Below are 19,160 nucleotides of genomic sequence, written 5' to 3' on the forward strand. Positions count from 1 at the left end.
TGCCCCACCCCCGGCAGCCCACTCAGCTTCGGCAATGAACGAGGACCCGATTCTTCCACTCGCTAAAGCGATCCGAGAGCGCAATGCGGTGCTCTTTGTCGGAGCTGGTGTTTCGATGAGCGTGGGGCTGCCTTCCTGGGAGAAGCTGATTGAACGCATGGCGAGCGAACTCGGCCTGGATGGCGCGAGACCGCGTGATCGCTTCCAAACCCTGGCCGAGTATTACCGGATCAAGCATGGCAGCATCGGGCCGTTGCGCAGTTGGATGGACAGGCACTGGACCGTGACGAGGGAGAAGATTCGGGAGTCCGAACTGCATCGTCTGATCGTCGCGCTGGATTTTCCGGTGATCTACACCACCAACTATGACCGGAACCTCGAAGTCGCCTTTGAGATACACGGCCGCGCATATGTGAAGGTGGCAAATGCTAGGGATGTCTCGAAGGCTCGCCGGGACGTCGCTTGCATCGTGAAATTCCACGGCGACTTCGATGACGATTCCTCGCTGGTCCTTACGGAAACCGACTATCTCGATCGGTTATCCTTCGATTCGCCGCTCGATGTGCGGTTTCGTTCCGATGCGCTGGGCAGCACGGTTCTGTTCGTCGGCTATAGTCTCTCGGACCTGAACATCCGGCTGCTGTTGCATCGGCTTTGGCAGACATGGAACCGTTCGGGCTACGAGGCGGATCGGCCGCCGTCATACATTTTCATGGCGAGCCGAGACCCCGTCGAAGAAGCCGTGCTGGGGCGTTGGGGTATCTCCGTGCTCACAGGCGACAACGACGATCCGGAAGTCGGTCTCGTGAGTTTCCTCAGTCGGCTGGCCGAGGTTGTGAACGATCAGGAGATCACGCTGGGCTGAACGCCGTTCAGCACGCGGCAAGAACGAAGAATTTGCCCAACCCAAAGAGGGTTTCGGCCGTTGGTCGACCGTGCCGGCCAATGCAAGGAGTAGGAATGTGCCGCAAGCCGTTAGCCCAAACGTGAATCCGGCTGCCAGCGCGGTCACATTCGACAGTTTTTTCATGGGCGGTTTCGAATGCTCCTCGCACCGGCGAAAGGATGGCGTGCGTCTCGATCTCGTGCGGGCGACTGGCCATGATTCTCACGCAGAACGCGACTATCGCGGCTGCGCGAACCTTGGGCTCAGAACTGTTCGTGACGGGCTACGCTGGCACCTGATCGAGAAGGCGCCGGGCGTGTACGATTGGTCGAGTTGGGCGCCGATGATCGAAGCGGCAAATCTCGCCGGCGTTCAGGTCATCTGGGATGTCTTTCACTACGGAACCCCCGATTATCTTGACCAGGGCGGGAAGGAGCTGATCGAGCGCTATGCCGATTTCGCAGCGGAAGCTGTCCGGTTGCATCGGGCCGTCAGCGGGAAGCCTGCGCTCGTCTGCCCGATCAACGAGATATCGTTCTTCGCCTGGGCAGTCGAAGTGGGCTATTTTCCACCGGCCGGCCCAAGGCGAAGGGGTTGGTTCAAACGCCACCTCGTCAAGGCTGCCGTGCAAGGCATACGAGCCATGCGCCAAGCGGATCCAGAATGCCGGTTCATCTGGGCCGAGCCGCTTATTCACATCGCGCCGCGCGATCGAAGCCGCGCGGAAATGCGGGCGGCTGAAAAAGTCCGTCAAGGACAGTTCGAAGCGTACGACATGCTGATGGGGCGCGTCGAGCCGCAGCTTGGCGGCAGCGAAGATCTCATCGATGTCATCGGTCTGAATTTCTACCCGCACAATCAGTGGTACCTGCACGGGCCAACAATCCCGATGGGGCATCACGAATACCGGGCTCTGTCGGAAATGCTCGTCGAGGTCGCCCAACGCTACCGACAGCCGATGTACATTGCAGAGACCGGTGCGGAAGGATCGGGAGGCCCGGCATGGCTTCACTATGTGTGCGACGAGGTGCGGGACGCCGTGAGCCAAGGCGCGCCGGTCGGGGGAATCTGCCTTTATCCGATTACGGCTTACCCGGGATGGGACAATTCACGCCACGCCGAAGTTGGCCTTTTCTCCGTCATCCATGCGGATGGATCGCGCCGCACCCGTCAGCCCATGGCCGATGAACTGGCGAGGCAGCAGAGGCTGTTTGGCCAGCGTTCTCGACCCACGCAGCCTTTGCCGGAGTAGCAAGCGGCTTTAGCCCGGCACAGCCATTGCCGGCTGCAAGGCGCCTCCAATTGGGACCGTCTTCTGAATGCGGGCGAAAGTAGCCAGAGCCTGACCCACGACCTGGTCCATATTGTAATAGCGGTATGTCGCAAGGCGGCCGACAAACCAGACATCCGGGCGACTGGCGGACAAGGCTTCATATTGCTTGTAGAGCGCTTCGTTTTCCGGCCTGGGCACCGGGTAATACGGATCGCCAATGTCGGTCGGGTATTCATAGGTGAGGCTTGTCCGGGCGTTCTTCTGGCCGGTCAGATGCTTGTACTCGGTGATCCGGGTGAAGTCCTCCGTTTGCGGATAGTTGACCACAGCGACCGGCTGGAACTGTTCGCATTCGACGGTCACGTGCTCGAAACGCAGTGAGCGATACGGCAGGCGGCCAAGTCTCCAGTCGAAGAATTCGTCGACAGGGCCGGTGTAGATCAGCTTGCGGAACGGAATCCGGTCCCGGACCTCACGATAATCCGTCTGCAGCATGATCTTGATATTGGGATGGTTGAGCATGCGCTCGAACATGCGCGTGTACCCGTTCGCGGGCATGTGCTGGAAGCTGTCGCCGAAGTAGCGGTCGTCGCGGTTGGTCCTGGTCGGAACCCGGGCGGTTACCGATTTGCTGAGCTGGGAGGGGTCTACGCCCCATTGCTTCCTGGTGTAGCCGCGGAAGAATTTCTCATAGAGTTCCCGCCCGACAGTGCTGACCACGACGTCCTCGGCCGTGTGGACTTCCTCGATGGTCTCGCGGCGAGACGCGAAGAAGTCTTCCAGTTCCACCGGATCCAAATCGAGACCATAGAGGCGGTTGATCGTATCGAGATTGATGGGGATCGGGAGAAGCATTCCGTCGACCGCCGCCAGCACACGATGTTCATACGGCCGCCATGTCGTGAAGTGTGACAGATAATCCACGATGGACCGCGCATTTGTATGGAATATGTGCGGCCCGTAGCGGTGGATGAGGATGCCTGCTTCGTCGTAGCAGTCATAGGCGTTGCCACCGATGTGATTGCGGCGATCGATGAGGAGAACGCTTTCTCCCCGCTGCGAGGCAATGCGTTCGGCGAGAACGCTGCCGGCGAAGCCGGCGCCGACGATCAGCCAGTCGAACATGGTCAGGCGCTCCTGCGGAACGGGACGACCTTTTTCCGAGCACTGGCGTTCCTGATATGAGCGGCCATGCCATTCCATGTGCGCTTCCAGGACATGTCCGCGAGATAGGCATCGACCTGCTGAAGCCGCGCCTCGCGCGATTGGGTAAGGACGGATCGCAGCTTGGTGTCGACGTCCTCGGCGTCCACTATGTCGACGAGCCCGGCTGCGCCGTAGGTTCGCACAACATCGACGATTGCTGTTGAGACCACTGGCAGGCCAGCGGCGAGGAACTCCGGCGTTTTTGTCGGGCTGATGAAGCGTGTGGCCTCGTTGAGCGCGAACGGCATCCAGCCGGCGTCCCAGTGGCGCAGATAATCTGGAAGGTCGGCATAGGCTTTCCCGCCGAGCCAATGCAGATTGCCCGCTGTCGGCAGGCTGCTCGGGTCGATCTTGACCACCGGACCGAGCATGACGAAATGCACGTCTGGCATCGCCTTGGAGGCCTGGGCCACGAGATCGATGTCGAGGCGCTCGTCGATGACGCCGAAGAAGCCCACCCGTGGATGAGGAATGCCGAATTGATCGGCCGGGTCCTTGCCGGGTGTCCTTGCCTTGTGGAAGTGGCTGACGTCGATGCTGCTCGGAAACGGATAGATGGCACGGTGCTGGCAGCGCTTCGCTTCAAAGAGGCTCAAGCCGCCGGTGAAGACCACGTCGGCGCGCCCGAAGAGCGCTCGCTCCATCATGGCCAGCTCGGTTGGCGCATTCTTGAACGCCGAAAGTTCGTCCATGCAGTCATAGACGCAGACATCGCAATTGATGTGCGCGCTGAAGCGTAGGGCCATGGGCGTGTAGTACCAGGCGGTCAGGTTAGTGTGCGGCGTCGAAGCGATGATCCGGTCGAGATATTTGCGCTGCACGGCATCAGCTCTGGCCGGGCTTGTGCCAATTGGAAGCAGAGGAGTCGCGACCCGAATTGCCGGCGCCACCTCTGAGAAACGCATCGAAGGATGCGAGCGCTCCTCGAAAACAGGTTCCTCGAAATAGATAATCTCATGTTCCTTCGCGGCTAAGGTAAGAATATGTTGTGGACGCTGATAGACAAAATTCCATCGTAAATGAGAGAAGCATACCAGTAAGTCTTGCGTCTTCGTGGTTTTTCTGCGAGTTGGTATTCTTATTGCCGCGTCCATACAAATTTTCCCTAGTGGCAGAACGATGTATATTGCGATTAACATTTGTTAATCGCAGGCAGCGGAGGCGAGATCCACCTTTCCGTCTAACTTTCCGTCGAATAACTTGTTCCAGCCGCGAACCGTTAAAGCGGCGAAGGATCATGCCGCGGTGCTGCTGCCCCTTTGGGAGGTGGAGCCAAGCTTCGCACGCAGGTTCTTGGGGACGGTCACTCGGTGGCCGTATTTCGGTAGCATGGGCAGCTAAGCTGTTCGACGGCTCCAACGATTCGCCTGGACCGGAGCCAAACGAGCCTCAAACGGCCGGCAATTGCTGGGGCAAGTGATGAAGATCGAGTTCGAGACGAATGTGTTCCCGCTCTTCCATCCGCAGGCGGTGGATGATCTCAAGGATCCATGCCCCGTCTTTGACGGCAGGCTTTGGCACGTCTTCGGCTCGAGCGGCACGGTAACAACCGAGAGTTGGAAGATACTTCACGCAACCGCGCCGGAGCTGCATGGTCCCTGGACGGAGCACGAACCCATCGAGCTTCCTGTCACAGGATCGGGCGTTGCCGCGCCCGGTGTTGTTTACGAGCTCGGCGTCTTCCACATGTTCATCCAGACCGAGTTCATGAAGTCCGGCGGCCGCTGTGAGCACGCGGTGTCGAATGATGGCTTCAACTGGGTGGTGCTCAACCCGGCAATCCTGTCGATCCCTGGCACGGACGAAGATGGGATCTATGATCCGCATCCGGCGATCATCGGCGGCAAGCGCTACATCGTCTATTCCGGCATGCCGAAATTCAGTCGTGTGCCGCAACCCGATGTCTACCTGGCGCGCAGCCAGTCGGACTCGTGGTTCGGACCTTGGAAGCGGCTGGGCAGGATCCTCGACCATAGTGAGATCCCACACCACAATACGCGCGATGATCCCGACTACGAGTGGGGGATCGAAGGCGCCCAACTGGTCGAGCTCCCCGATGGCCGCGTGCTTCTGAACGCCACGTGCTTCCTTCCGCGGGGAGCGCGAGGAAGCCGACAACGCGTGTTTTTCGCCATCGCCGCCGAGGTTACCGGACCCTACGTCTCGATAGGTCCGGTTCTTGATCCAGGCGGGCCAGGAGAAAACGGTCACTCCACCGTCATGATCGAGGGCGAACAGCTCACGCTTTTTTACCAGAGCCGTGTCGCGGCGACGAACCATCGCTGGCGATATGGCCTCGCCAGATGCGATCTCAGCGTCCTGTCGAAGGTTGCGTGACAGCCCGGGTTCCGACGCGGCGGGGTTCAATTATTTCAAAGCATAGAGATAGGCCGCGATATCACGCGCCTGCTGCTCGGTGACCCTCGTCGATGGCATGGCGGTGTGCGGATTAATCTCTCTGGCGCCACGTATCCAGCGGATCAGGTTCTCCGGATTGTTCGCCAGCACGCCGCCGATAATGACCCGGCCGGCGAGGCTGGCGTCGAGGCGCGGGCCGACCTGACCTTGCGCGCCCGGCACGCCAGGGATCGTATGGCAGCCGGAGCAGCCGTTCGCGGTCATGATCGGAATGGCGCGCGCGCCCACGCCGCCGGTTGCCGCGTCCGACTCGTGCCGGACACGATCACGCCGGTCGGCCCATAAGGCCACGGCGGCGACGGCTACGGCAACTACGATCATGGCGGCGAGGGCGCCGGCGATCAGTCTAGCCAGATCGGCGCGCATGCGTCGCCTCCCTGGTTCCGCTCTTGCTTATCCAGAGGCCGGCGAGCAGCAAAGCGGCTCCGCCATAGATCAGGCCAGCCGGAACCCACATCACCAGACCCGCAAGCTGCTGGTCCTCGATCGGGCTTAAACCCCACAGCGCTGCGCCACCGGCATTTTCCGGATACCATAGTTTGGGCGACAGCAGCAGCAGCACGCCGAGCAGGCCGGTGTGCATCGAGGTGAAGAAGAGATGCATGACAGCGCTGCCATAGGCCTGCTGCCGACCGGAACGGGGCAGAAGCGCCCACCAGAACAGCAAGGCAGTGCCGAGGAAGCTCGCATGCTGGGTATAGTGCAGCACGCCCCGCTGCAGGGCTGCCTCGAACAGGAACGGGATGTGCCAGATCCAGATGGCGATCGCGTGGATGATTGTTGCGTTGAGAGGGCGGCTGGCGAAGGCCCAGACCGCCTGCAGCATCTTGCCATGCGTGAGCCTTCCCGTTCTCTGCCGAAACGCGACCGGTAATGCCCATACCAGTGCCGCGCCGGGGCGGGCTGCAACCAGCAGCGGAGCCGCCAGCGCCATCAGCAGCTCGTGCTCGATCATGTGAGCGGCAAAGACCCGCTCGCCGAGCGCATGGATCGGGCTGACCAGCGCTCCCGTCAGCACGCACCACCCTGCGGCGAACAGCAAGGTTTGTCGTATCCGCTCTGGTCGGCCTCGGCTGCTGCGGCGCCACAGCCGGTTGGCGCCGGTCGCATAGACCAGCGCGAGCGCGGCCAGCGGAAGCGTGATGGGAAGGGCAAGCGTCCACCCGGTCTCGGGCGCGCCGGCGCCGTAGCAGATCGAGGTCGAGAAGAACGCCTCGAAACTCATCGCAGGCACTCGTCGAGGATGAGCGCGGCGCTGGCCTGCATGACGATGACGAGGGCAAACAGCAAAGCCGAAAGCATGCCGAGATCGGCGATGAATCGCTCGGTGCTGCGTGTACGCTCCGGTTTGAAGGCGGCGCCGCCTTGCCGCTTCGCCTGCCACGACAGGACGCCGCCGAGGAGCGAAAACACCATGAGCACCAGTGCGACGGAAAGCACCACCGGGACCTGGCGATTACATTGCCAGGGCACCAGCGCGTAATTCAGCTGCGTAGAGATGGCCCAGGCCAGAGGCCCCGACACAAGACCACCCCAGGACGTTCCCAAACGCAGCGCGCGCATCAGCCTAGCCTCGGGGCCCAGTAGATGAACAGATAGATCGGGATCCAGGTCAAGACCACGAAATCCCAGTAGAAGACGTTGTCGCCGACGTCGCCGAAACGCCGGCCGCTATAGGCGTGGCGCGTGAACATCAGCACTGTCAGAACGATCGTGTCGCCGACATCGGTGATCAGATGGATGGTGTGCAGGCCGAGCAGCACCCAGAGCATCGAGCCATAAGCGTTGGTGTCCCAATAGATGTTCAGGGCCGGAAACTCGAACCAGCGCACGATGAGCGGCGCGCTGCCGAGCAGCGACATCACCACCATGCCGATCCGCACCGGCCCGATGGCGCATTGCTTGGCGTAGCGGTTGAGGAGGTGGTTCGGCACCAGGCTGACGATGAGAAGCAGCGTCACGATCGTTCCCGGCCAATGGTTGGGCTCCGGGGCGCTCAGACGCCAGTTGGGCCACAAGGTCGCCAGATACAGATAAGCGCCGGCCGCCAGCGCAAAGCCCATTCCTTCCAATGCCATGAAACCGAGCGTACCCCACCAGGTCGGTCTGCGCGGACCAAGCCCGAAGCTTGGCAGGCCCGACAGATCGGCGGCGGGACGCTGCTTCATTCCTCGTCCTCCGGCGTATCTTTCGGCCAGAACCAGCCGATCAGGGTGATCGCGATCGGCGCGGCGCCCCAGACGATCGCCCAGGGCGTGAAGATCGAATACAGAAAGGTGCCGCCGACAGCGATCGCAGCGAACAAGGGCCAGATCGACGGCGTCGCCGATTTCTCGCGGATATCGGGATGCGCTTCCGCCACCGTCGAGATGAGGAGCTCGCGCACATCGACGCGAAGGCCGGTGGCGACGGGAAGGGCCTCGCGTTCGGCCCAGAGCGGCTCGACATTCGTGACGATTGGAATGCGCGCGAAATTATAGCTTGGAGGCGGCGAAGACGTGGCCCATTCCAGCGTGCCGGCATCCCAGGGATTGTCGCCGGCCGGCGCGCCTTTCAAGGCGCCATGCACGAGGTTGAAGGTGAACAGCACGAAGCTCAGGAAGAAGAGCACCGCGCCGCCGGTGATGAACAGGTTGATGTTCCCCCAGCCAAGCTCGGCCGGATAGGTATAGACCCTGCGCGGCATGCCCCACAGGCCGACAAGGTGCATCGGGAAGAAGGCCGCGTTGAAGCCGATGAAGGCCAGCCAGAAATGCCAGCGTCCGAGGCGCTCGCTCATCATGCGGCCGGTGATCTTGGGGAACCAGAAATAGGCGGCACCCAGCAGTGGGAAAACCGAGCCGCCGATCAGCACATAGTGGAAATGCGCGACGACGAAATAGGTGTCGTGCACCTGCAGGTCGAGCGGCACCGAGGCCAGCATGACACCGGTGAGACCGCCAATGACGAAGATGAAGAAGAAACCGAAGACGAAGAGCAACGGCGTGCGGATCACCGGTCTGCCGTCCCACAAGGTCGCCAGCCAGCAAAAGATCTGCACGCCGTTGGGAATGGCGATCAACATGCTGGATGCCGTGAAGAAGCTTGCACCGAGCTTCGGCAATCCCGTCGCGAACATGTGGTGGACCCAGAGACCGAACGACAGAAAGCCGACCGCGATCAACGACAGGACCAGCCCGAGATAGCCGAACGCCGGCCTTCGAGCGAAAGCGGGAATGATCGCGGAGACGATGCCTGTCGCCGGCAGGAAGATGATGTAGACCTCGGGGTGACCGAAGAACCAGAACAGGTGCTGGAACAGCAGGGCGTCGCCGCCCTCCGCTGGATTGAAAATATGCGTTCCGACCAGCCGGTCGAGGATCAGGAAGGTCGAGGTGATCATGACCGCCGGCATGGCGAAGACGACGACGAATGAGGTCACCAGCAACGCCCAGACATAGAGCGGGATCTTGTCCAGCGACATGCCTGCCGCACGCTGCTTCAATACGGTGACAATGGTCGCGACGGCGACCGCCAGCGATGAGACCTCGGTATAGGTGATCATCTGCGCCCACACGTCGGCGCGCTTGCCGGGACTGAATTCGGGACCTGACAGCGGCACATAGGCGAACCAGCCGACATCCGGCGCCATTGCAAGGGCGAAGGACACCCAGGCGAAGAGACCTCCCGAGACATAAATCCAATAACTGAACGCGTTCAGGCGCGGAAAGGCGATGTTGCGGCTGCCGACCATCAGCGGCACCAGATAGATGCCGGTCGCCTGCACGATGGGCACGGCAAACAGGAACATCATGGTGACGCCATGCATGGTGAACAGCTGGTTGTAGAGGTCCGGCCCGATCAGGCCGCGTTGCGGTCCCGAAAGCTGGATGCGCATGGCGACGGCGCTCAGCCCGCCCAGGCACAGAAACCCGAATGCCGTGATCAGATAGCGCCTTGCGACGACCTTGTGATCAACGCTGGACAACGCGCCGATGATGCCGGGCGGCGTCCGCCATGTGCGCGCGAGCCAGCGGTGAAGGCTGGCATCGTCCATGCCGGTGTCGCGCGGCCCATCACGTTCGGGGGCAACGTCGCCCTTGGCAGTCGCCTCACGTTCCGGCGGCAGGTCGCGTTCGCTGGCCAGGTCCGCGCTGCTCATTTCAGGCCCTCGAGATAGGCGACGATCGCGTTGAGCTCGTCGCCATTGAGCTCAACCACCGGCATGTGGGAGCCGGGCTTGATGCCTTGCGGGTCGGCTATCCAGGCGGCGAGATTGCCGCGGCTCATCGTCAAGGTTCCCGCGGCAAGTGTTTGCCGGCTGGCAATATGGGTGAGATCCGGAGCGACCGTTCCGCCCGCGGGCGTGCCGCCGATCTTGTGGCACATCACGCAGGGACGCTTGAGAAACAAGTCCGCGCCCGCCTTCGCCTCGTCGCCCGTCGGGGCCGCGGCCGGCTGCAGCTGGTCGTTCCACCAGGCGTCGAACTTTGCCCGCGGCTCGGCGATGATAAAGGTGCCCATGTTCGCATGCTGCGCGCCGCAGAACTCGGCGCACTGGCCGCGATAGGTTCCGGGCTTGTCCGCCTTGACATCCAGCACGTTCATGTGACCGGGGATGAGGTCGAGCTTGCCGGCCAGACTTGGGATCCAGAAGGAATGGATCACATCGGTCGAGGTCAGAAGAAGCCGCACCGGCTCGCCGGCGGGGATGTGGATTTCGTTCGCCGTCGTCAGGATGCGGCTCGGCGTGGCATCCTCATAGCGCACCTCCCACCACCACTGGTGCCCGGTCACCCGAATGGTGAGCGCAGCGTTCGAGCCGATTGCCGCAAGCGTCCTGTTGGCCAAGAAGCTGAGCAGGGTCAGCCCGACCAGCGTCGCTGCGGTCAGCCCGACAGCGATGACCACAACGCGCAATTTGCGATGGTCGGCGCTGGCGTCGAGCATCAGCGGCTCGGTGCGCCTGGGTGGCCGCATCAACAGCGGTGCGGCGAGAGCGATCATCACCAGCACCCACACTACCGAGCAAAGCCCTATGAAGAACCAGATCAGCCATGCCAACTCGCTCGCCGCGGGGCCTTTCGGGTCGAGCGCCGATTGCCAGCCCGCGCATCCCTGGAGAGAAAGGACGCTTGCCGCGGCAAACGCCATCGAGGCGAGGCCTTTCACGGCGACTTCCCCAGCGTGGCGGCATCCGGCATGCGGTTTTCCGACGGATGGGGCATCATGTCGTCATTTCGCTGTGGCGCAGCGGAAGAGGGCGCGTTGCCGCTTAGCGAACGCACGAAGGCCGCCAGTTCCCAGATCTGATCGTCGGGGATCTTGTTGCGGAAGCTCGGCATGCCGTTCGGACGTCCGTCGCGGATGGTGGCGTGAATGCTTTCCATGGAGCTGCCATAGATCCACTTCTGGTCCATCAGCGCCGGGCCCATGCCGCCGCCGCCATTGGCGTGGCATCCCGAACAGTTGAACCAGCCGAACAGGCGCTTGCCCTCGCTGAGATGAAAGGCGTTCGCCTCGAAGCTCGACGCCTTGTTGTTGCTGGGGGAGGGCCTTTGGCCGCCAGGTTCCAGCGTAGTCACGGGCGTCGGCTGCCCGCCGGAGCCGAGCGAAGATTGCGGGCGCGTGTCCCGCTCCTCGCGCTGGCATGCCGCCAAGGCGAGCGTCACGGACAGCAGCGTCGCGAGACCCAGCCTCATCGCACCGGGCTCCCGGCGATGTCGAGAAGCGGAACGCCATATTGCGTCAGAACCGCGTCGATCTCGGCCTTGTGCCTGGCGAGCGCGCTATTCACATCGCCGCGCAGTCGCTCGTCCTCGCGCCGAACGCCCATCGAGATGTCGTACATCAGTGGCAGTTGCGGTCCATCGATGCGAGGTGTGACCGGCGTGATCCGGAGCGGCACCTTTTGCTTCGTAGCGAAGTAACCGGCGAGCGGGCCCCAGACCACGGCGACGTCGACCTCGCCGCTCGCCACAGCTTCCACAATGCGCGCCGCGGGGTTGGGAGCGGAATAGTCGCCGTAGACCGGGTAGCCGACGAGATGTCCGACAATGCCGCGACGGCCGAGCGCCTGGACCGGCGGCGAATTGGCGCCGTCATCGCCGATGAGCTGAACGCCGATGCGCATGTCGCGCAGCCGTGGATCGTTAAAGGACGTTACGTCCGGTCCATCCTGTCGTGCGACAAAGACGTAGGAGGATCTGTAGTAGGGCGAGGTGGTGCGCAGCATTTCGACATTTGCCGGCGTTCCGAGCACCAGATCGCAAAGCCCCGCTTTCAGCGTGTTGCGAACGAAGCCGCGGCGCTGCGCCCACCAGGTGTAGGTAAGCTTCGCGCCAAGGTCGGCCGCAACGATCTCGGCGATCTTGTTCTCGAAGCCTTCGCCGCTGGCGTCGGAGAACGGCATGTTGTTGGGATCGGCGCAGGCGCGCAGTTCCCGCGCATCCGCCGCGCCGGCCAGAACCAGCCAGACCAACGCGACGAGACCGGCCACGAGGGCCCGCGGGGCGGATCTTTTCGCCAGTGCCGTCGGTTTGAATGCATCAAGGCAGTCGGAACACATAGAGCGTGCCTCCCGCCGTTGTCGTGTTTTTCAAGTCCTTCATCGCGTTGACGAAACCGAGCGCAGCAGTGGCATCGCGCGGGTCGAGATCGCCCGAGACGATGGCGCCGGCCCAGCCGCCGACGCCGGACAGGATCGCGACATATTGGTGTCCGTCGGGGCCGCGATAAGTCACCGGCTGGCCGATGATGCCGGAGGAGGTCTTGAACTGCCAAAGCAGTTCGCCGGTCTTCGCGCTGACGGCCTTGAACCAGCCTTCCATGGTTCCGTAGAAGACGATATCGCCGGCGGTTACGACCGCGCCGCTCCATACCGGGAAGTTTTCCTTGAGACTCCAGGCGGGTCTCTCCGCGGCGATATCCCAGGCGGTGAAGGCGCCGCGATTGCCGCCGGGCCCCGGGATCATGCGCACGTTCATTCCGACATAGGGCGTGCCGGCGATGTAGTTCACCTCGACGCCTTGTTCGTCCATGCACAGATTGTTGTGCGGGATGTAGAGCAGGCCCGTTTTCGGCGAGAAGGCGGAAGGCTGCCAGTCCTTGAGCCCCGAGGCGGTCGGGCAGATGTCGCGGACGACCTTGCCGGTCCCGGTCTTCTTGTCGGGGTTTGCCATCAGCCTGCCCGTCTTGAGATCCACACCCTTGCTGGAGTTGACGGGGCCATAGGGTTTTGCGGACAGGACCTCGCCGGTGGTGCGATCAAGGACGTAGAGATAGCCGTTGCGCTCCGGCCGGACCAGCACCTTGCGCGGCTTGCCCTGCCAGTTCATGTCGAGCAGGATCTGCTCATTGATGCCGTCATAGTCGTGCAGATCGTGCGGCGTCCACTGATAGAACCATTTGGCCGCTCCGGTATCGGGATCGCGGGCAAAAATGCCCGATGTCCATTTGTTGTCGCCGGGGCGCAGGTCAGGGTTCCAGGGGCCTGGATTGCCGGTGCCGTGGAAGATCAGATTGAGATCGGGATCATAGGAGATCCAGCCCCACATATTGCCGCCGCCGATCTTCCAGGCCTCCGGCGGCCAGGTCGTCACACCGAGGTCCCTGCCCTTGTCCATGTCGTAATGCGGCTTGAAATCCGGGCCGATCAGCACCTCCTTGTCGGGACCCGTGCTGTAAGCCGTCCAGACGACATGGCCATCGCCGGCGTCGAGCGCCTTGACCCAGCCGCGTACGCCCATCTCGCCGCCCGAATTGCCGACGAGCACTTTGCCCTTCACCACCAGCGGCGCCATGGTGAGGGTCTCGCCGACATTGATGTTGCCGATATGGGTGTTCCAGATCGGCTGGCCGGAGTTCGCATCGAGCGCGATCGTGTGGCCGTCCAGCGTGTTGAAGAAGATGCGCCCGTCGGTGAAGGCGGCGCCGCGATTGACGACGTCGCAGCACGCCACCCCTTGTGCCGCGGGCTCGGGATTGGGTTCGTATTTCCACTTGATCGGTGCGCCAGGTTTGGAGAGGTCGAGCGCGTAGACGATGTTGGGAAAGGGCGTCACGATATACATCGTGCTGCCGACCACCAGCGGTGCCGCTTCCTGGCCCTTGTTCACGCCGGTCGAGAAGGTGAAGGCGACCTGCAGGTTCTTGACGTTGCCTGCATTGATTTCCGCGAGCTCGCTATAGCGGGTCGAGGCGTAGTTCTTGGCTGGCATCGTCCATTGGCCGTCGTCGGGCGGGGCGGCGGAGGCCGGCGGCGAGATCGCAGGCGTCGAGGGCGACTCCGAGGCGGCCATCAGATCTGGGAGACAGGCCAGCATCATCGCCCCAACAATGCTTAATCCCGCATATTGCCGCGCAGCCCGGGTGAGGCGAGCGCGTCCGGACTGCGCACACCTCGCCGTCAGCTGTCGCGCTGCCTTCATTTCGGGACCGAGCCTCCGACGCTGGCGCCCAGTTCGGCGGCGATGTCGGCCTCGCGCCCGGCGCAAAGCGGATGACCCCAGCCGGATGCGCTTTTGCCGCCTGGGTCGAGGTCATAGATGATGGCGTCCTTGCGGTTGGGATTGACGCCTGCCGGAACCTTGTCGAGGCCGAGCGCTGCGCGGACGCGCCAGGCGACGTTGTGGTCGGCGCAGGAGGAATCGCCGCTGACCCCGAGGCCGCCGACGATCGCCTTGCCGTCGTACAGGGCCAGGCCTCCGCCGAACACCACCACGCCTCCGATCGGTTTGCCGATCAGCGGATCATTGGGGCTGCCGAATGTCTTGGCGTCGCCGGCGTAAGCCGCCGCCTGATTGACGGGGTTGGTGGCCTGCAGGCCGAACAGCGGCCCGCCTGGTTGCACCCCGGCATAAAGATTGGCGGTCGACAGGGCCATATTCGCCAGGCTGAGCCCGTTGGCCGTGTTGGCCTTCTCGGCCGCGACCAGCCGGCTGCCGGGCCATTGCGCGTCCACGGTAGGGCCGCTGAAGGCGACGGCGCAGACCGTACCGTCACGGGCAACGATCGCGGCCCATTCATTGCTCTCGAAGCCGCCATTTGCCGGCCCGCCACTCGCCTTGACATTGGCCTTCAAGGCCGACAGCAGTTTGTCGTGATCGGTCGGGCAGGGCGCTTGCGCCCAAGCGGGATTGTGTGGCAGCACCGCGATGGCCAAGAGCAGGAGGCCAAGAGCGGCCGACGGACACTGGCGGAAATGCATGGCGCTTCGGAACACCTTGTTCAACGCGGACAACAAGGGAAAACAGAAATCTGGCGGCAGAAACTCCGGTCTCGCCGTTCTGCAAGCTGATCCTGCTCTTGCTGCGCGAAACCGAACGGACAACGAGCCCCTTTGTTCCTGCTGCCCAGAAAGGGACTGCAAGAATTGCGTGTGGCAGGTGCATCCATATCGAAGTCCGGCCCAACAGCACCAAGGACCTGGCGGTGCCATCACCGCTCCTGGGAGGCGGCCAGCGTTCCTCGATCGCTGCAGCCGTCAACAGCAGGAGGTACGCGGCTGCTTGGTCTTGCGACATGTGCAGTAGAGGAACCAGCTGTGCCGCCCTGCGTTGGACGGGCAATGGAGCAGCTTCGTTCAGATTTCGCGCCGATCGCACAGCCCGGTTACTGGCTGGCCCTGCTGCTTTTGTTGCTTCCCTATGGGGTCGGCGTGTTCTTCCTCATCAGGACGTGCCACTGCCTGTGACTTGATCCGCTGCCTCGGCGGCGTCGAGCTCGAGGCAAGGCGCGCTCGCGCAAATCCCGGTCTGGATCGCCCAGCTGACGAACACTTTCCTGGCCGCGGCGACCGGCCCGCGGCCATCATATGCCGCGCAGCAAGCGTCGCTGGCCAAACCGTGCAGGCGGCACCGCTTCTCGAACGGCCACTCCTCCAGGAATTCGATGGCGTCCATCGCGCAACGGATTTTCCTCACGCCAAATGGCACGTCATCAACAAGGACAGGTTCAGCGAACACATCAGTGCTCATTGCGCCTGGTTCTGCCGCGCCGTGGTCGTGACCATAGTTGTCGCTTTGCCGAGAAATCAAAGCACGCCCAACGGGCTCCCCGAAGACATTTGGGCCCATGACCTTCCTCCGCTTGATGCGCCGATCGCCGGCAGGCCAAACAGATGCTCAGCAAGGTGTTGGGCATGTGCCGGCGGCGCTGAGGTGAAATATTGGAAGCGCGATTTTCGGCGTCAAGAGCCGCCCCGTGGCGGCCGACCCTGGCTCACCTGGGGTGGGTTGGCAACTCCGCCGATCTGGGTGACGGGCGGCCGAAGAGACAAGCAGCGGCTGGTGTTTGCGTTCGGCTCCATGGGCTGACTAGAGCTGCGCGTGGAGCGTGCTGGCCAGCCAATCGGTGAACTTTTCGCGCATGGGACGCGATCTCCATTCGGCAAGGCTGATCTGCCTCGAGCGCTTCAGATCTTCGTTGAACAAGTCGATCTGCGTTCGTGCGAATTCCTTGCCATAGACGTTGAGCGTGGCCTCATCGTTCAAACGCAAAGACCGCTGGTCCAGGTTGGTGGAACCGAAGCTCGCCCAGACGTCGTCCACGATCAGCAGTTTGGGGTGATACATCGTGGGCTGAAACTCGTAGATCCGCACCCCGGCCTCGAGCAATTTGCCCCAGAAATAGCGCGAAGCTTTGCGGACGATCGGAACATCCGTCAGGGAATTGGGAACGATCACATCGACGGCGACGCCTCTTTTTCTGGCGTCCAATATCTGCTGCAGGGCGATGTCGTCCGGGACGAAATAGGCCATGCCGATGCGCAGGTGGTCTTTGGCCGCGGCTATGGCGGCCAGCATCATCAGCTCCATGTTTTCGGAGCCGTTCGGCTGCGAAGAAAGGATCAGCTGGGCACGGAGCGCACCCGCGGCTTCGGGCGGCAGGTAGAAGTTCTCGCCCTGCAACGTCTCGCCCACTGTTTCCAGCCAGTTCTCGGCGAAGGCCGCCTGGAACCCGGGCACAGCAGGCCCTTCGATCTGGTAGTGCGTGTCGCGCCACTCATTGGGGTTGCGCGCATCTCCCAGCCAGTTGTCCGCGATGCCGACCCCGCCTGTGAAGGCGACCCGCCCGTCCACAATGAGCAGCTTGCGATGCGTCCGGTTGTTGACGCGGTCGAGCGTGTACCAGTGGATCGGCCGATAGCGCTCGAACCGAACGCCAGCACTCGTCATGATTTGGATCAGCTTCTCATCGAAGGGAAGACTGCCAAGCCAATCGACGAGCACGCGCACTTCGACACCCTCTCGGGCTTTCGCAGCCAAAGACGTGGCGAACTCGTAGCCGACCGAGCCCGACCAATAGATGTAGGTTTCCATGTTGATGGTCTTTCGGGCCGAACGGATCGCTTGCAGCATGGCGGGAAAAATCTCGTCGCCGTTGACGAGGGTCTGCACGGCGTTCGCCTCGAACATCTGCCCCTGCGAATAGCTGCTCATGCTCCTTGCGAATTGCGGATCTGCCGCATCGAAACGGTGCGGCACGATGGTGCGGATGACACGGGTCTCGGGGATCAAGTTGATCGCGAGCAGCGTGACCAGACTGGCGACAAGCGCGACGGCCAAATACTTGAGGCTGCTGAGCAGCCTCCGCCGGTTCCGACCAAATCTCACCTTTCACGCGCCCGCTGGAGGCGCCAGGGTGGCCGCCCCATACCAATTCAGACTTTGCCGATCGAAAACGACACACAGTGCTGCGTAGGCCAGCAGCACCAGGAATGCGGCGGGACGGGACGCTAAAGTCCCGATTGAGGTGAGGAAACTCGTTATCGGGTGATTTGCCATGCTCAAGAACTGTTGATCCTGACGCAGGTTCCAGCCTTGACCCGGGAGTCTGAAGTGCAAGCCTGAAGCTATAACAACTTTCGACCAACGCCTGCATCCTTCGCAGGCAATCGGCGTTGAAGAAGGATCCTAGAGGGCGGGTTTAGACATGGACACGAAGCCAACTGACGCTGACACGGTTTCCGCTCAGGAACCGGATATCATCGTGAACAAGACCGCACATTTCGTCGGGGAATGGATCGACGAGCACAAGGCGGAAGCCGCAGCTGCAATCCCGGCCGAAATCGCCGCCGAGAAGCTCGCCGAACAATGCATCGCCGATGCCGAAGGCCTGGGAATACTGGCTGAGGATATCGGCGACGAAGTCGGCGATCTCAAGCAATACATCGCGGAAGCAGTGCTCGGAGACGAAACTTCCAGCAACGGCAAGATTGAGAGCCCGCCCGATCCGCTCCCGGCGGCGCCGAATGGAGAAACCAATGCCGAAGTTCCGTTTTGAGTTCATCGAAAGTACGGCGCAGCCGGCCATCCAGGTCGACATGGAAAATTTGGATGCCGCCAAGGCCGAGGCGAAACGCGCGGCTAAGGAGGCGATGCTCGATGGGATTGTCGAAGGCGTCGACCCGACATCGTGGGTTACGAGAATCTACGACGAAGCGGGGTATCTGGTCGCCACGATCGGATTCCAGGACCTTGTGGCCGCGCCCCAAGCTGTCGGACAAGCCCACGAACAGACCGATGAGCCCGGCGTGATACGCTCGGGCTGATGCCGCTCCTGGGCAGGCCATCGAAACCTCAGTCGAGCTTTCCAGGCCAGGTCAGCTCGATCCACGCCGGGGCATGATCGCTTGGCCTTTCCAAAGCTCTTACCGCAGCATCGACGCCCGCCCCTCGCAGCCGGTTTGAAAGTGCCGGACTGATCAGGAGATGGTCCATTCGCAGGCCGGAGCTCCGGTCATAACCGCCCCGGTAGGAGAAGTTCCAGTAGGTGTAGACCCCCTTCTCGGGATGGATCTGCCGAACCGCATCCATCCATCCCATCTTCAGCAAATCGGCGTAAGCGTCACGACTCTGCGGGAAAAACACTGCATCGCCCAACCAGCGCGCCGGCACCACCGCATCAATCGGGGTTGGCACCACGTTGTAATCGCCGCACAGGACCGTTTCCTCTTTAAGCAAGGTCTGGGAATAGCTGATCAAACGCTGGAACCACGCCAGCTTGTAATCGAATTTAGGTCCAGGCGCGGGATTGCCGTTCGGCAGATAGATGCAGCCGATCACCAGCCCATCCACCTCGGCCTCGATGTAGCGGCTGTGCGTATCGTCCGGGTCGCCTGGCAGTCCGCGCCTGCGCTCCTGCGGCTGTTTCCCATGGGCCAGAATCGCTACGCCGTTGTAAGATTTCTGCCCATGCCAGACGGCGCAGTAACCAGCCTGTCGGATCGCCTCGGCAGGGAACTTCTCATCGGATGTCTTGAGCTCCTGCAGGCAGACGATGTCCTAGCCGGTTTCGCCAAGCCATTTCAGGAGGACCGGCAATCGCCCATTGACGCCATTTACGTTGAAAGTAGCGATCCTGGTCATCCGGTTATCTTGGCCGATGATCTCTCCG

Annotated in this window: 19 protein-coding genes and 1 pseudogene; 5 read left to right on the forward strand and 15 right to left on the reverse strand. The window is 62.2% G+C overall.

Annotated elements, in window-relative coordinates; genetic code table 11:
• The first annotated feature begins 34 nt into the window (after window positions 1-34).
• Both P9228_RS05600 and P9228_RS05605 read left to right on the forward strand, forming a co-directional pair.
• The gene (locus tag P9228_RS05600; RefSeq protein WP_095829150.1) at window positions 35-865 is read left to right on the forward strand and encodes an SIR2 family protein; all 831 of its coding nucleotides are present in this window, start codon (window positions 35-37) and stop codon (window positions 863-865) included.
• 97 nt (window positions 866-962) lie between these two features.
• Window positions 963-2,138, forward strand: a complete 1,176-nt coding sequence (locus P9228_RS05605) for a beta-glucosidase (RefSeq protein ID WP_127213787.1) — start codon at window positions 963-965, stop codon at window positions 2,136-2,138.
• A gap of 9 nt (window positions 2,139-2,147) precedes the next feature.
• Here the strand turns inward: P9228_RS05605 and glf are convergent, their stop codons facing one another.
• Together glf and P9228_RS05615 are read right to left on the reverse strand one after the other, a co-directional pair.
• Window positions 2,148-3,284: a UDP-galactopyranose mutase gene (gene glf / locus P9228_RS05610; protein ID WP_066993849.1), complete on the reverse strand. Its 1,137-nt coding sequence runs from the start codon at window positions 3,282-3,284 to the stop codon at window positions 2,148-2,150.
• A gap of 2 nt (window positions 3,285-3,286) precedes the next feature.
• Window positions 3,287-4,459 (reverse strand): glycosyltransferase, encoded by a 1,173-nt coding sequence (locus P9228_RS05615; protein WP_278052649.1) that lies wholly within the window; start codon window positions 4,457-4,459, stop codon window positions 3,287-3,289.
• 325 nt (window positions 4,460-4,784) lie between these two features.
• Here P9228_RS05615 and P9228_RS05620 point away from each other — a divergent pair, with 325 nt between their 5' ends.
• Entirely contained in the window at window positions 4,785-5,702 is a 918-nt protein-coding gene (locus P9228_RS05620) for a hypothetical protein (RefSeq protein ID WP_278052650.1), read from the forward strand.
• 30 nt (window positions 5,703-5,732) lie between these two features.
• Here the strand turns inward: P9228_RS05620 and P9228_RS05625 are convergent, their stop codons facing one another.
• The 12 genes from P9228_RS05625 to P9228_RS05680 form a co-directional block, all read right to left on the reverse strand.
• Window positions 5,733-6,149 (reverse strand): c-type cytochrome, encoded by a 417-nt coding sequence (locus P9228_RS05625; protein WP_278052651.1) that lies wholly within the window; start codon window positions 6,147-6,149, stop codon window positions 5,733-5,735.
• Complete coding sequence (locus P9228_RS05630; RefSeq protein WP_278052652.1) at window positions 6,130-7,008, reverse strand: cytochrome c oxidase assembly protein; 879 nt, start codon at window positions 7,006-7,008, stop codon at window positions 6,130-6,132. Before P9228_RS05630 ends, P9228_RS05625 begins: the two co-directional genes overlap by 20 nt.
• The gene (locus P9228_RS05635) at window positions 7,005-7,346 is read right to left on the reverse strand and encodes a hypothetical protein (protein ID WP_067328538.1); all 342 of its coding nucleotides are present in this window, start codon (window positions 7,344-7,346) and stop codon (window positions 7,005-7,007) included. Before P9228_RS05635 ends, P9228_RS05630 begins: the two co-directional genes overlap by 4 nt.
• Entirely contained in the window at window positions 7,346-7,951 is a 606-nt protein-coding gene (locus tag P9228_RS05640) for a cytochrome c oxidase subunit 3 (protein WP_278052653.1), read from the reverse strand. The genes P9228_RS05635 and P9228_RS05640 overlap by 1 nt, the downstream gene beginning before the upstream one ends.
• Window positions 7,948-9,924 (reverse strand): cytochrome c oxidase subunit I, encoded by a 1,977-nt coding sequence (gene ctaD / locus P9228_RS05645; protein WP_082954049.1) that lies wholly within the window; start codon window positions 9,922-9,924, stop codon window positions 7,948-7,950. The genes P9228_RS05640 and ctaD overlap by 4 nt, the downstream gene beginning before the upstream one ends.
• Complete coding sequence (coxB, locus tag P9228_RS05650) at window positions 9,921-10,934, reverse strand: cytochrome c oxidase subunit II (RefSeq protein WP_245475448.1); 1,014 nt, start codon at window positions 10,932-10,934, stop codon at window positions 9,921-9,923. The genes ctaD and coxB overlap by 4 nt, the downstream gene beginning before the upstream one ends.
• Entirely contained in the window at window positions 10,931-11,464 is a 534-nt protein-coding gene (locus tag P9228_RS05655; RefSeq protein ID WP_278052654.1) for a c-type cytochrome, read from the reverse strand. Before P9228_RS05655 ends, coxB begins: the two co-directional genes overlap by 4 nt.
• Entirely contained in the window at window positions 11,461-12,261 is an 801-nt protein-coding gene (locus P9228_RS05660) for a substrate-binding domain-containing protein (RefSeq protein WP_245322488.1), read from the reverse strand. The genes P9228_RS05655 and P9228_RS05660 overlap by 4 nt, the downstream gene beginning before the upstream one ends.
• A gap of 49 nt (window positions 12,262-12,310) precedes the next feature.
• Entirely contained in the window at window positions 12,311-14,062 is a 1,752-nt protein-coding gene (locus P9228_RS05665) for a methanol/ethanol family PQQ-dependent dehydrogenase (RefSeq protein WP_278052655.1), read from the reverse strand.
• Between the two features lie 125 nt (window positions 14,063-14,187).
• Complete coding sequence (locus tag P9228_RS05670) at window positions 14,188-14,970, reverse strand: heme-binding protein (protein ID WP_245322486.1); 783 nt, start codon at window positions 14,968-14,970, stop codon at window positions 14,188-14,190.
• Between the two features lie 463 nt (window positions 14,971-15,433).
• Window positions 15,434-15,838 (reverse strand): DUF982 domain-containing protein, encoded by a 405-nt coding sequence (locus P9228_RS05675; RefSeq protein WP_095782978.1) that lies wholly within the window; start codon window positions 15,836-15,838, stop codon window positions 15,434-15,436.
• A 240-nt stretch (window positions 15,839-16,078) separates the two neighbouring features.
• Window positions 16,079-17,329 carry a phospholipase D-like domain-containing protein gene (locus P9228_RS05680; protein WP_245322485.1) on the reverse strand — a complete coding sequence of 417 codons (1,251 nt, stop codon included), beginning with the start codon at window positions 17,327-17,329 and terminating at the stop codon, window positions 16,079-16,081.
• Between the two features lie 424 nt (window positions 17,330-17,753).
• On the opposite strand from P9228_RS05680, the gene P9228_RS05685 reads away from it, so the two are divergent.
• A complete protein-coding gene (locus P9228_RS05685; RefSeq protein WP_278052656.1) occupies window positions 17,754-18,047 on the forward strand; it encodes a hypothetical protein in 294 nt (97 codons plus the stop codon).
• Window positions 18,028-18,315 (forward strand): hypothetical protein, encoded by a 288-nt coding sequence (locus P9228_RS05690; RefSeq protein WP_066993818.1) that lies wholly within the window; start codon window positions 18,028-18,030, stop codon window positions 18,313-18,315. Before P9228_RS05685 ends, P9228_RS05690 begins: the two co-directional genes overlap by 20 nt.
• A 28-nt stretch (window positions 18,316-18,343) precedes the next feature.
• On the opposite strand, the pseudogene xth reads toward P9228_RS05690, so the two are convergent.
• Window positions 18,344-19,132 (reverse strand): annotated as a pseudogene (gene xth / locus P9228_RS05695) (exodeoxyribonuclease III).
• Between the last annotated feature and the right edge of the window lie 28 nt (window positions 19,133-19,160).

The sequence above is a fragment of the Mesorhizobium sp. WSM4898 genome, assembly GCF_029625845.1.
Classification (GTDB): Bacteria; Pseudomonadota; Alphaproteobacteria; order Rhizobiales; family Rhizobiaceae; genus Mesorhizobium.